The organism is Bacillus sp. DX4.1 (genome assembly GCF_030348195.1).
Taxonomy (GTDB): domain Bacteria; phylum Bacillota; class Bacilli; order Bacillales; family Bacillaceae_G; genus Bacillus_A.
Genome location: NZ_JAUCFT010000008.1, coordinates 2,410,014 through 2,422,635, shown reverse-complemented (window position 1 = coordinate 2,422,635; position 12,622 = coordinate 2,410,014). Strand labels below are relative to the sequence as shown.

Annotated in this window: 11 protein-coding genes and 1 pseudogene; 3 read left to right on the top strand and 9 right to left on the bottom strand. The window is 38.3% G+C overall.

The window, feature by feature from the left end; all coding sequences use genetic code 11:
* Positions 1 to 276 precede the first annotated feature (276 nt).
* Positions 277 to 3,783, bottom strand: a complete 3,507-nt coding sequence (locus QUF99_RS15285) for a S8 family serine peptidase (protein WP_289371092.1) — start codon at positions 3,781 to 3,783, stop codon at positions 277 to 279.
* Positions 3,784 to 4,537: 754 nt separating this feature from the next.
* Between QUF99_RS15285 and QUF99_RS15280 the strand changes: the two genes are divergently transcribed.
* Positions 4,538 to 5,689, top strand: a complete 1,152-nt coding sequence (locus QUF99_RS15280; RefSeq protein WP_289371091.1) for an SH3 domain-containing protein — start codon at positions 4,538 to 4,540, stop codon at positions 5,687 to 5,689.
* 6 nt (positions 5,690 to 5,695) lie between these two features.
* Positions 5,696 to 6,040, top strand: coding sequence for a hypothetical protein (locus tag QUF99_RS15275; RefSeq protein WP_289371090.1), 345 nt, complete (start codon positions 5,696 to 5,698; stop codon positions 6,038 to 6,040).
* 172 nt (positions 6,041 to 6,212) lie between these two features.
* Here the strand turns inward: QUF99_RS15275 and QUF99_RS15270 are convergent, their stop codons facing one another.
* Positions 6,213 to 6,701, bottom strand: a complete 489-nt coding sequence (locus QUF99_RS15270; RefSeq protein ID WP_289371089.1) for an amidase — start codon at positions 6,699 to 6,701, stop codon at positions 6,213 to 6,215.
* Positions 6,702 to 6,712: 11 nt separating this feature from the next.
* Positions 6,713 to 7,063, bottom strand: a pseudogene (locus tag QUF99_RS15265) (SbcC/MukB-like Walker B domain-containing protein); the annotation flags it as partial.
* Positions 7,064 to 8,201: 1,138 nt separating this feature from the next.
* Here QUF99_RS15265 and QUF99_RS15260 point away from each other — a divergent pair.
* On the top strand, positions 8,202 to 8,414 hold the full coding sequence (locus tag QUF99_RS15260; protein ID WP_289371088.1) for a helix-turn-helix domain-containing protein: 213 nt from the start codon (positions 8,202 to 8,204) through the stop codon (positions 8,412 to 8,414).
* 134 nt (positions 8,415 to 8,548) lie between these two features.
* On the opposite strand, the gene QUF99_RS15255 is transcribed toward QUF99_RS15260, so the two are convergent.
* The 6 genes from QUF99_RS15255 to QUF99_RS15230 all read right to left on the bottom strand — a co-directional run bounded on the left by QUF99_RS15255 (position 8,549) and on the right by QUF99_RS15230 (position 12,603).
* Entirely contained in the window at positions 8,549 to 9,637 is a 1,089-nt protein-coding gene (locus QUF99_RS15255) for an N-acetylmuramoyl-L-alanine amidase (RefSeq protein ID WP_289371087.1), read from the bottom strand.
* Entirely contained in the window at positions 9,634 to 9,849 is a 216-nt protein-coding gene (locus QUF99_RS15250) for a phage holin (protein ID WP_289371086.1), read from the bottom strand. Before QUF99_RS15250 ends, QUF99_RS15255 begins: the two co-directional genes overlap by 4 nt.
* 80 nt (positions 9,850 to 9,929) lie before the next feature.
* A complete protein-coding gene (locus QUF99_RS15245; protein WP_289371085.1) occupies positions 9,930 to 11,795 on the bottom strand; it encodes a BppU family phage baseplate upper protein in 1,866 nt (621 codons plus the stop codon).
* A gap of 15 nt (positions 11,796 to 11,810) precedes the next feature.
* Entirely contained in the window at positions 11,811 to 12,041 is a 231-nt protein-coding gene (locus QUF99_RS15240; RefSeq protein ID WP_289374663.1) for a BhlA/UviB family holin-like peptide, read from the bottom strand.
* 64 nt (positions 12,042 to 12,105) lie between these two features.
* Positions 12,106 to 12,285, bottom strand: coding sequence for an XkdX family protein (locus QUF99_RS15235; protein ID WP_289371084.1), 180 nt, complete (start codon positions 12,283 to 12,285; stop codon positions 12,106 to 12,108).
* Positions 12,286 to 12,294: 9 nt separating this feature from the next.
* Positions 12,295 to 12,603: a hypothetical protein gene (locus QUF99_RS15230; RefSeq protein WP_289371083.1), complete on the bottom strand. Its 309-nt coding sequence runs from the start codon at positions 12,601 to 12,603 to the stop codon at positions 12,295 to 12,297.
* Positions 12,604 to 12,622 lie beyond the last annotated feature (19 nt).

The following is a 12,622-nucleotide window of genomic DNA, read 5'->3' as shown; positions in this document are numbered from 1 at the left end:
ACAAAAAACACCAGGGTAATCTGTAAAATTCAAGATATAATTGGTGATTTTAATTATGAAAATAATATATTTTTACCGTTTTGATATAATTGAACGATTTGATTTTTAAATTCATCAGTAAATGTTCGACGTTCTCTTTTAGTCATCGTAGATTCTCCTCAAGTGTTATGATCTGTAGTCTACTTGACCTTAAGTTTTCTGTCCAACTAAGTGTAGCCGCTCCACTTTTGGGACCCCCCTCCCTCTTCCACTAATATAAGAAAATTCTCATCCCAATTATTGCTGTAGAACCGTAAATGTTTTTGGTTCTGTCGTAACCTTAAAACCACCATCATTCACAGCATCAGCCACAACCGTATACGTACCGTTTGGAAGCTCCGGTTTCGGTGTCCAAGAAATGCGTAAAGTATGCTCATCTTCTTTTGTAATTGTATCAACTATATTACCCTTTTCATCTTTGATATACACTTTCCAATCCACACGATTGGAGGTATATCCCGTAATTTGAACAGGGGTGTTTGCATTTACATCTTTGTTTGGATATACGTTGAAAAAGCTTATGAGCATTTCACTATTGATATAAGAAGGGTCTCCCCATACAGTGTAACCTTGATTGTATGCGTAATCCGCTGACATTACGACTACACCCTTCACTTCTTCTTTAACAGTTAACGATTTTTGCCCAGGTTGTAATGATTTGTATTTCCCGTTATACCAAACGATGGCACCATTATAGCCACTTCCTCTTTCATTATCTTCTGCTTTAAAGGAAATTTCGTATTCTCCATTATTTTTAGGTTGTACTTGAATGTCTGATACTACAGGTGCAACTGAATCCACGTTAACCGGAATCTTTACTTCTTGTGGCTTAGCATTTTGGTAATCTAATGTTGTTTTAATAACATAATTGTAAGTTCCATCTGGTACTGGCTGTCCATTTTCATCCTTAACTTCCCATAAATAGCCTTGGTTGCTGAAGTTTCTATACGCCATAATATTCTTTCGGAATTTCCATGGTTCTCCTGTGTACTCGCTAAAATCTCCTAGCCATTTAATACGTTCTCCTTTTGAATTTTCTACATACATCTCTGTTTTTGCTAAATTACGAAGCGTTGTAAAGCTTGAAAAAATACCAGGCGGAATCGAACGAGTTGAGACAGCTATTCGCTCCTCGTTAAATTTACCAGTTTTCGGATCATATCCCAATGGAAGATCTGACACATCATCCCATAACACTGTATATCCTAAGAATACATTTTCATCCCATGCAACTGGATCAAGGTTTTTCATAGAATCCCATTCCCCATAAAAACCCATATATGGTACAGTTAGCGGCACGCTCTTATCTTTGTTCGCACCTGTAGGAATAAGTCGAACATACCCTTCTACAAAAGTATTTTTCTGCAACTCTTTCGGAAGCAGTAGATTCACTTGTAAACTACTCGTTTGACCGCGTTTTATTTTGATAGTAGTTCCTTTTGATTCTGTGACTTTTTTTCCGTTAATAAGTGAATATGCGCCTTTCACTCTCTTGCTTGTTAGTGTTAAATATTTCTTAGAAACATCTGTCTTATTATCATTATTTAAATCAAACTCTTTCGTTTCTATATCGTCAGTCAGCACATCTACATATACGGTATATTCCATTTCTTCAGGCACGTTTTCACTTAAAGCCTCTAGATTCAAATCAAAACGTGCTGTTTGTCCTTTTATTTCCTTCAATGCCACCGCTCCTGCTTGTTCAAGCGAAGCACCCTTGTTGGATACAAGTACAGGCGTATTGATCGCATTTTGAATTTGCATTAATCCGGATCCTTGTATACGCGGTGAATAAGGAACTTGTCCATTCGTTTTCGGGTCCATAACAATCGCCGTCGTATTCATCAATGCGAGTTTCGCTTTTAACGCTGTGTCTTTAGAATGAGAAAGTCCTTTTTCGTAAAGAGCTTGTAGTAGCAACGTTGAACCACCAGCTACGTGCGGAGCCGCCATCGATGTTCCACTCATCACTTCATATTCGTTACCAGGCACAGTAGAATAAATATTGCCGCCCGGTGCAGAAAGCTCTGGTTTAAAATCTAATGTATGTGGTGCTCCGAATGACGAAAAATCAGATATTGTATTCTTATCTGCATTTTCTACCCAAGTACTCCCTGTCAGCTTCATCTTGACAACTTTTCCGCTTGTAAGCTTTGCAATTAACTCATCTCCTACCGCTTTACTAGTTGTTACTGCTGGAATAAAGATAGGACTAAAATTTAAATACGGATAATCTTCTATCATTGAAGGCGGTACTACGATAACCGCTTTTGCCCCTTTCTTTTTTGCTTCGTTTTGAATGTACGAATAAAACGCATAAGGCTGCTTCGGTTTTGCAACGACGATTTTTCCGTTTACATCTTTACCAGAAAAGTCTTCCGCTCTCCCTTCGCCCACATACACCATTTCATAGCTTTCATTCTCTGATAAAGTCTTTGAAAGTTTGGAATTATACTGCGTTTGATCTTTATACGGGAGCTCAAATCCATCTTCGCTCTTCATGGATCCCATATGTATTTTCGGATTTTCATAGGAAGCGACTGATAAAGCATACGGACTTACACCTGGTTCTCCTACTGTTCCTATATCAGCGTTTTCCGCATACGGTTGTTTGGAGGTAGGCAAAAGACTATTCTTTGTGCTGTACGCTGAATTTCCTCCGGCAACAACTACTAATGTACCTTGTTCCGTCGCTTGACGAATTGTTTTTTGAATCGGATCATTTTCTTCTCCAACAAACCCTGCATCCGAACCTAGGCTCATGTTGATGACATCTGCTTCCATTGTCACTGCATGTTCAATACCTGCAATGATGTCATCCTCATAAGCACCGCCGCCCTTATCTGAAAATACTTTTTCAGCAAGCAACTGTACCCCAGGCGCAATGCCCTTTACTCCATCAGCTTCTTCATTTCCATTTGCGCCTACTGTACCAGCAACATGCATACCATGCGGATCTCTATGCGGAATAACGTCTGTATCTTCATCTGCCCAATCGTATCCCGTTGGAACCTTATCACTGTACCAAACGTCATTGACTGTTGTTTCGGCAAATTTTTCTTGAATATTTTCTTGTTTCCATTTCTCTTTTTGTTGTCCTTTTTCTGTTAGCTTCATATCCTGATGAGTATGATCAATGCCAGAGTCCACAACTGCTACAAGCAATCCTTCCCCTTCATATCCATACTGTTCCCAAACCTTTTGCGCTTGGACCAATTCTTTACTTGATCCCATAGAAGGCTGGAAGGTTTTTGCAATATGTACATTTGTGACACCAGGAATATCTTTCATATTTTTTACATTTTGGAATTCTGTATCCATACTGAAACCATTGAACCCTTCATAAAAACGGTGCTTCACTTTTACATTAGATTTTGCTTTTTGGATTTGAGCAATTACTCGATCTTGAACCGCCTTGTAGCTTGATTTCTTGTCTCCAATAGACTTTGACTTTACATCTGAAGGTTGTTGAACCTCCACAATAACTCTCACTTTTTCTGAAGGTGCGTATGGCGGAATTTCCTTCTTTGCCTTTTCATATCCAAGTTTGTCCTTTACTTCTTGTGCTTCTTTCTTTTTCTCGTCCAAGAAGATTTGTTGCCCCTGCTTTACAATTTGTTCTACATTTTCTTGCTGTTCCTTACTGTTCGTCTCGTTTTCGGCAAATGCTGTTGTCGTAAACAACATTGCAGACATTACTGCCGTTGCTATTACCTTGTGTGGAACTTTTGATTTTCTTTTCATCTTCTTCCCCCCATGTTTGTTAGAGTACAATCAAAAAAGAATGCTTCTACAAGTAACGAACTTTCTACCCATAGTACCGCGGGTAATCTGTTCTTTTTTTGTAATCTAATTATACGAAAGGCGGAAAAATATGTTAATTGGGAAAATAAAGATTATTTAGAGCTGGATTTTGTACTTTGCAAGTTAATCTTCTCTACAAAACTAACAAACACACGCAAAACTCGCGAATATTGTATGTTTTTAAACTTTGGAAAATCCCTTTCACATATAGAAGTTTATTTGAATTACATAGAGGATAAATTAATGATGACATTTTATTTTCAAAAGGATTAAGGGATTTTGTAGTAATGAAACCAAGGACTCTCATAAGTATTAGCGAACATTGAAATATTAAAGAAAGATCCCTCTGACTGAAAATACGGGTATCACCAAATACTAAAAAGCTATGTTTTTTCATTCACTTTATCTGTTAATAGCGCAAGTCTTACTTAAAAAAACACTTATCCCCAATTTATTACACTCCTACCGTAAGTGTTATTGCCTATCCCCGAATGAAAAAAGCAGCTTCTTTCAGAGAAATATAGTTAACTGTTATCTCTTATTTGTCAATATTACTGATCCTTTGTACAAACAACTCATATGTTGAGAAAAATAAAATTACCTCTCATTTATTTCCATAATATTGATAAATCTGTTATCATTTTAATATAATTCTAAATTTTGTAACAAACACTACAAGGAGGCCTATTATACGATGAATATGAAAGCTACAGCATTGACAGCAGCAACTGTCGCAGTCGCTACCCTTCTCCCATCCATAGCTGAAGAAGGCTTGCAAACAGCTGCCGCGGAGCAAAAAAACAACACAAAAATTGGATACGTAAAGCTTGATACTGTACAGCTGTACCAAAGTACGACAACGAATAGTGATTCCATTGGAAGTATTTCATACAACACACCTGTTATCATTCTTGAAACAACAAGTGACTGGTATAAGGTAAACGCCCAAAATAAAATTGGTTACATACATAAATCAGATCTATCTTTAACAAAATTAAATCAGCTCCATAACCAACATATTGTACATGCAAGTGCTTTAAATGTTCGTTCAGAACCAAATATACAATCCTCAATCCTTGACGTATTACCAAATGGAACATTTATTTCTGTTCAAGAAACACATGATGACTGGTATCTCATCTCTCACAACGGAAAAGTGGGATATGTAAAAAAAGAATTTGTATCGAATGGCTCACAACCATTAGTCAAAGGAATCACCATACAAGGTAATGCTTCTTATCATGTTGCAGCCCCTACATTAAGAGTACGCAGCGGGGCGGGAACAAATACTGCTGTTATTGGTTCATTGCAAAACGGGACGCAAATACAAGTTGTAGGTACAGTAGGTACATGGTATAAAATTCGTTTTGGCTCGGGGTATGGATATGTAGCACAGCATTATGTAGTACAAAATAAACCACAAGAAACGTCTACTCCCCCTTCTATACCTGCCGTTTTTACATTTCCAACACAAGGACGAGTTAGCTCGCCCTTTGAAATCAGATGGGGCCAAATGCATTATGGTGTCGATTTTACAGCAACTGGGGATATTTCTATTCATGCTGTAGCTGCAGGAAAGGTTATTAAATCCTACTATTCTAGCAGCTATGGGAACGTCGTATTTGTCACCCATTCTATAAAAGGGAAATTATATACAACTGTGTATGCACATATGAAAAATCGTGCTGTACAAGTGGGAGATCGTGTTCAAACTGGACAAGTTTTAGGTCAAATGGGAAATACAGGACACTCAACTGGGCAACATCTTCATTTTGAATTACATAATGGAGAATGGAATTTTGAAAAAACAAATGCAGTTGATCCACTGCCTTACTTAGTGCGGTAATATCTTATGCCACGCAATATTCCATTACTCATTGAATATCTAGCTTTTTTCGGCCTAATCTGTTGTTTAATCATTTATGATACAAATGTGATATTTTTAAGTATTCTTATCCTATTTGTAACATGCGAAACATTGATGGAAGTATTCAAAATTCGATTAAAAAAACAAGTTTCTCATGTGTATACAGCACTATTTATCCTAAGTAGTTTCATTACAACTCTGATGTATAACGGTCTAGATGTATCGAGTATATTTCCAGTATTTTTTATTGCTGTTTTACTTATCGTATCTCAATATATTTATAAGCCAAAATATCAGAAAAAAGAAGATGGAGCAATAAAGGTCGGATGATGTTTATAGACCCATTCTTACATATACATACATCAAGTGGTAAAGGGAAGTACGCTGAAATCCACATCATATATAATATAAAAAACCAATTTTGAAATAACTATTCAAAATTGGTTTTTTACTTCACAACGTATTTAGTTTTTACTGTTGCTTTAGAATAAAAAATTCTTATCTAAAAAGGGGCTTTTCTCCACTTGATTTCCTGTTCATAGGTATAGGTAAATGATAACAATGTATCTTCTGAAAATGGTTTCCCCATAAAAATTATACTTTCAGGTATTTCGGAATTATTACCTGCCGGAACAGTTATACTTGGATAACCTGCAACTGCAGAGAGGCTTAAAATTTCTGTTGTCATAATTCCATCTAAATTCCAATCATTCAGAGTTTTGTCTAACCCTAACGTTCTTGTTAGATACAGATTTTCTTTTCTAGCAAGTAAATATTTATCTTCCGTTAGAGTACCCGATGTTGCTTCTGCCATTTCTAACATTTCTTGCCCATACCTTAAGCAAGTTTCAGGATTGCTTTTATTAAACTCGATAATATCACTTAGTGTATTTATTTTAGTATGCCCTCTAACAGTAGAGAGATAATAGTTTATACCAGCTTTAAACTCATAGATAGAAACTGTAAAATAATCCCCTGGAGAAAAATCCAATTGGGCATCTACTATTTCACCACAAATCGAGTTTGACTACAACCATCTTTTTGCTTCGTTACTTCTAACACTGCTGGCATCGCAATTTTTAATTCCTGTACGTGTGAAATCACACCGATGAAGCGACCTGATTTTTGTAAATCAATTAAAGCATCAACTGCTTTTGTTAATGACTCTTCATCTAGTGAGCCAAAGCCTTCATCAATAAACATCGTTTCAATGGAAATACCGCCTTCATAGGACTGAATCACATCAGCCATACCAAGCGCTAAACAAAGTGACGCATTGAATTTTTCGCCGCCAGATAATGTTTTCACATCACGTGTTTGACCAGTATACGCATCATACACGGAAACTGCTATATAAAAGGCTTTAGGAAGGGTATTTCGTAAGGATTTTCGCACAAAGTGTGACCGATAGTGTGACCGCTAGCACAGTAAAATTTATATAATAAACTGTTACAAGACAAGGGTTTATACCTCCCATTAACTTAGCGTAGGGCTTCCTGCGCTTTTTATTTTGGTCACCGAAGTCCCCTCCTTCTTATTTACCGATTGTACTCTCATTAATCCACGTTAACTTTCGTCCCATTACCGTAACTCCCATTCACCCATCCCCCTCCGATTTATCAACGTACTGTCTCATTATTTACGCTTAGAATCGACGTTATCTCTTTCTTCCGTTCTCTTCCCCGCCTAAATTAATCGTCATACCCGTCTACTTGACGGTCTTGACGCTTTTTGCTAGCAGAAGGAGGACGGTCTAGGAAACGTGGCGCAGAGTTTACCCCTACGGCGCGATACTAAGATTAGTAAAGCGCGTAAGAGGTAAAGTACAATACTAGCGTCAGTCGTTGGCTGAGGTTTCCGAGTATGCCCCTTCCGACTTCGGCGATCTCTCGCCTCTCGGTCTTTCTATATCGCAGAGCTTCCCACAATACGTATCTTACCGAGAACCCTGTTACCGCAGTAACAAAGCTCGTCCACTCCTCGCCTTTTATGGTAGCGACCACCTAGACTTACACACGCACGGAAGGGTTATGCGTTGGTTGTGTAACGCCTTACTTTCCGACATTGGCTAGGCTCACCTGTTCAAGTTTAACGAGTGTTAGGTCGTTCCTCGTTCGGAAATCCCCACGCCCTTCCCTAAAAAAGACAATAGGAAACTAAGCCTCTTGAAATCCGCTTTTTAAAACGAATATTCGCAGGAGACTAGACGGTTAATTTCCGTTATTCATTTGTCGACCAAATACGTGATTCACGTATAAATTGTTTAATTTGCGTATTTTAAATACTGATACTTCGTTAACTATGTTTCTATTAACATCTCTCCCTTTCGCAATTCCGTTATTGCGTAATTTATAACTATATTATAATTACGTTATTTCGTAATTGTCAACAATTAATTTTTCCGTTATTGCGTAATTTCTTATGAAAACTTATAATTATAGTAATTACTTTTGTTATTACATTTGTTTGAACTTTAACGAGGAGGATAACTATGCCGAAAGTGCATGTTACTTTAGATGACGTTTTAAAAAAGAAAGGCAAAACTCAAAAAGAACTTGCGGAGTTAACAGGTATTAGACCTGCTGCTATTAGCGAGTTATATAATAATCAACGAAAATCTCTAAATAGAGAGCATATCGATAAAATAATAACGGCATTAAATATAACTGATATAAATGAGTTAATTACGATTGTAAATGATTGAATGTCCAAACTACAATCGAAAGCAAGGCGCGGGGCAGTTTGTATGCGGAAGTTGTAAGAAGCTAACTCTAATCGAATGGAAATAACGCAAAAAAAAATCGACCGCCCGTAAAAGGCGGTCTTTTCTTCGTCTAACTAACGTACATCCACATACGCTTTACTAGCCGTAATGTAGAACGTAGTTCCTTTCGAATTGTGTACTTTATACTGCGGAGAACCATTCACGTCAACTTTAGCATCGATAGTAAATCCGAAATCAGGATCGACAGTACCGGCTAAATACGACTTGTCCCACGTTGCTTTCGTATAGAAGTTTAAATTATTTACTTTCGATACTACACGTTTACCTACTACGTTACTATTCTCGTTCCCTACATTCGTATTACCCTTATCATAACGAATGTAAGACGGATCGTTTTTAACCCATTGGTCGCCACCTAAGTTAAGCCAGTTGTCTTTTTCAGCGAATACTTTGTACGCTTCCGGCTTATTTAACTTACGGATTTTAGAGTAGTCAGCACCTGGACCTTTACGTAAGTTAACGTTAGTTCCTTCGATGTATGCGACACCGTTTACTGGCGTTACTTCGCTAGGTTCTTCCGGCTTACTTGGTGTAGGGTTCGAAGGATTCACTACAGAAGGACCTTCACCGTTATCATATGCTCTCTTAACATCTGCACGGAACTGAGCGATAGATATGCCATGAGAAGCTAAGTATGTGCGTGGGTCTTCGTGATCTGTACCGCCTAAAGTATGCGTTACATCACTGTGCGTCCATAGGCCTTTTTCAACGGATAAGTTACCGTCCTTTAGAATCTTCGCTAGTAATTTAACGTAGCGTTCGTACGATGACTTAAACTTAGCCGGATTGCTAGTTTCGGATAATTCAACGTGAACGAACCGTTTATTTGCCGCTGGACCTGCCCCGTAAGCAATGTATCTAGTGTCCGCTATTTGAATCGTTTCGTTCCAGTCCGTTGCGAAGTGGACGAATGCATTACGCCAAGTTCTCGCTTCATAGTTTCGGATATTAATAGCGGGCGCTTCGGGCGTAGCGGTCGAGTGAGCTACGACGCCTTCGTATGCGCCGTAACGATATTGAATCTTCGGTAAATCCGGAATAAGCATGCGGTTAATTGAATCCGCTAAAGCGCCGCCCATGAACGAAAAAAAGACTACCATTACGGTAGCCATCGAAATAAATAATTTAGTTAAACGTTTCATTTTACGTCCTCCTTTATTTTACGTGCTTTCCGTAATCCTTCGAACCCTTTACCACCGACGTATAGCGTGTAGATACCAGTGATTGCTGCGACGATATCGTTTGCTAATTCATTGCTTATCGTTTGATAGCCTACGAGATTCAGAACGCTGTTAATTACAGCGATTATTAGTAGAACATATCGTCCGATTGTTGCTACGTCGTATTTACGCATTGTGTTCGCCTCCTTTCAAGGCAAAATAAAAAGAGAGGCGGTTAACCTCTCTATCTATCAATGCCGTATTTTATTCAAAATTAAGAAATGATAACCGTCCAATCTCTCGCCGCTGTTGTTATATCGGCAGCTGTCAAATTCATGAGTCTTAACTTTACGTTGGTACTATTTCCGTAAAAATAACAAAAACCTACTCCCGCCTCTAAAGGTGAAAAAGGATACACATTCATTTCGCGCGTTGTGCTTAATGATGCCACCGGCAATAACACATCTATCGTACTATGTGCGGGAATAGTTTTTGCTACTACATTTACAGTGGTTTTTACTGTGTCTCGTGTCGTGAATGTGTTCCACGCTGCCCAAATACTATTAGTTTTATCCCACGCCCTATAATATACAGTACGCAAATTTAATGAGTAAAACTTTTGAAACGAAAATTCTTCCTTCTCTATGTCTCGATACGTTTCTAGTGTACCCGTACCATTTGACGACGGAAATCCGGAATTGTCGGCCACTAAAAATCTAGTGCTCGTTAATTTCCCTTTTTCAAATGATGTAATAGGAGTGGATGCCGTGAACCCTGTGTTTATTTTCGTTTGGAACGCATTGTTTATTTTATCAGAATAGACGCCGCCAATAATTGGAACTGTCAAGTTTTCGCCTGTCTCGTCGTTATAATTTTCAAGAACGTTTCCAAATGTTTTTATCGCTTCTGATGCCGTTACAATTTCGATTCCTTGCGATTGGATGTAATCAATCAAATCAGATAGTATCTGAAACTGCGCTGCGCTTGTCGTTCCGATATGTGTACAAATAACTAACCAACTGTTATTGGCTTTTGCGGTGTTTACATGACCTTTGAAATAGTCCAATGTCAACGCCTCATCGGAACCTAGCGTAATTCTTTTTATCCCCGTGCTGCGCATCGGTATATCCTGGACCCCGAAATCAGAAAAACCGTATTTATAGTTTTCCTTTGCTAATGCGTGAATATATGGTTTATTAGCGTCCCCGTATGGGTAAACAATCGCGTCTACATCATATCCGTTTGATTCTAAGATTGTTTTTGAATCCTTAATTTCACTTAGGATTTGCGCGTCTGTAAGAGTCGATAAATGTTGATGGGAAACAGTGTGTGACATGATATCCCAACCTGCGCCCTTTAATTGGTCTACTTCTGTTTTGCGCATGTAAAGACTACTCGCACCCAACATGTAACTTGTAACGATCGCGGCATTTCCTTTTACCCCTTTAGAATCTAGAAGAGGTTTTAACTTTGTAAGAGCCTCAATACGTCCATCGTCGTCGATAATCGTTGCGAATGGTTTTTTCTTTACGGAATTGTTAAAAACAATACTTTTAGGTTTAGCAAAAGTTGTCTTATCATTTAGATTTTCAGACAAAATCCCAATTTGAGTGGTATTTTCCGTTGTTTTAGCTAGTGCTGTTTCCGCCGTCTCTTTAGACGCAACTAAAGCCGGAACGTCTACTCCGTCAAGTTGTTCCGCGGCATCCATAACTTTTTCAAACATCGGAAACTCATTCGTTGACTCTAGCGAGCTATCCGACATAAACGATTCCTCAACGTAGAATCTAAACTTCGATGTTACGATTCGTTTGTCTAACTCTTCGATATGAATCTCGCCGATTACGTCACCGACAACCGCTACGGTTTGCGTAGTAAGGACGATAGAAATACGTCCTGTTGTTGCGTCTACTACTTCGACTTTTTGATCTTGGAATACTAGTTTGCCGTCCGGCTTTTTAAACGCGGCTTTAACGCTCGCATTTGTTAGCGGTAACGGATTTCCGTCTTGCGTAACATCGATAAATAACTTAGCGGAGTTCAAATCATTCTGTGAAACTTTAATCTTCTCGGAGATAAGCTCTTTTTTCGTATCTACGCTTAGATGGAACGGCTTAAATCGCTCTTGTATTTCGGCCATGCTATCGCCCTCCTATTACTTTCCGTCTTCCTTAATATGAAGAATTTGCTTAATCTCCGTTACATCTTTCGATAACGAACCGAAGGCTTTCGCCTGTTCTTCGATTACCTCTTGGTTCTTCTCGATAACAAACTGGTATTTACCTTCGCGCTCCTTACTCTCCTTACGTGAATCGAAAAATAGCCAAACAAAAAGGACTGCTAAGAGTCCTTGTGATAACGCTAATTTAAAGATTTCTTCCGTCATAAACATCGCTCATCTCCTTTTAGGCAAAATAAAAAAGACTTATCAGTTAAGTCTTTACGTTTCTTTATAGCCAGTCGATAATGACTGTCCCATCCTTTTCTAATTCTTCTTGGAAATTCAAACTTGTAATCTCTTCGAATTCCGCAATCGTAATATATTTAACTCTTACAGCTCTTAACATTTGATTTACAGTAACACCACAAAGCCAAAACATTCTCCATTTTTCATAATACTTACTTGGCATCTTATTCACCTACTCTAACTTTTCTAGTTCTAGATCAGCTACTTGTTTTGCTAAAAACTCAACTCTTTCTTGTAACTCTTCGAATTCAGATGGTTCTTGTGGTTTTGGTTTGTTCCATTCATCCAGTTCTTCTTGCGTGATTGTTTCTACCCACTTCTCATTTCCAAAAACAGGCTTCCAGTTCGGCTGATATAAAGGGATTTCTGTAGAGTTTTCAGGGATGTCATAGACTTCTTCTGATTCTTCATAACGAGGAAACACAAGGATATCCTCCAGATAAGCTCCTGTTTCTTTGCTATATAAGTGTACTAGTTTCATAAGCCCATCTCCTTAGATT

What these genes read in the sequence shown, in the direction of transcription:
- QUF99_RS15285 (WP_289371092.1), bottom strand. Translation starts at nt 3,783, where the DNA reads ATGAAAAGAAAATCAAAAGTTCCACACAAGGTAATAGCAACGGCAGTA.
- QUF99_RS15230 (WP_289371083.1), bottom strand. Translation starts at nt 12,603, where the DNA reads ATGAAACTAGTACACTTATATAGCAAAGAAACAGGAGCTTATCTGGAG.
- QUF99_RS15260 (WP_289371088.1), top strand. Translation starts at nt 8,202, where the DNA reads ATGCCGAAAGTGCATGTTACTTTAGATGACGTTTTAAAAAAGAAAGGC.
- QUF99_RS15250 (WP_289371086.1), bottom strand. Translation starts at nt 9,849, where the DNA reads ATGCGTAAATACGACGTAGCAACAATCGGACGATATGTTCTACTAATA.
- QUF99_RS15235 (WP_289371084.1), bottom strand. Translation starts at nt 12,285, where the DNA reads ATGCCAAGTAAGTATTATGAAAAATGGAGAATGTTTTGGCTTTGTGGT.
- QUF99_RS15245 (WP_289371085.1), bottom strand. Translation starts at nt 11,795, where the DNA reads ATGGCCGAAATACAAGAGCGATTTAAGCCGTTCCATCTAAGCGTAGAT.
- QUF99_RS15240 (WP_289374663.1), bottom strand. Translation starts at nt 12,041, where the DNA reads ATGACGGAAGAAATCTTTAAATTAGCGTTATCACAAGGACTCTTAGCA.
- QUF99_RS15275 (WP_289371090.1), top strand. Translation starts at nt 5,696, where the DNA reads ATGCCACGCAATATTCCATTACTCATTGAATATCTAGCTTTTTTCGGC.
- QUF99_RS15280 (WP_289371091.1), top strand. Translation starts at nt 4,538, where the DNA reads ATGAATATGAAAGCTACAGCATTGACAGCAGCAACTGTCGCAGTCGCT.
- QUF99_RS15255 (WP_289371087.1), bottom strand. Translation starts at nt 9,637, where the DNA reads ATGAAACGTTTAACTAAATTATTTATTTCGATGGCTACCGTAATGGTA.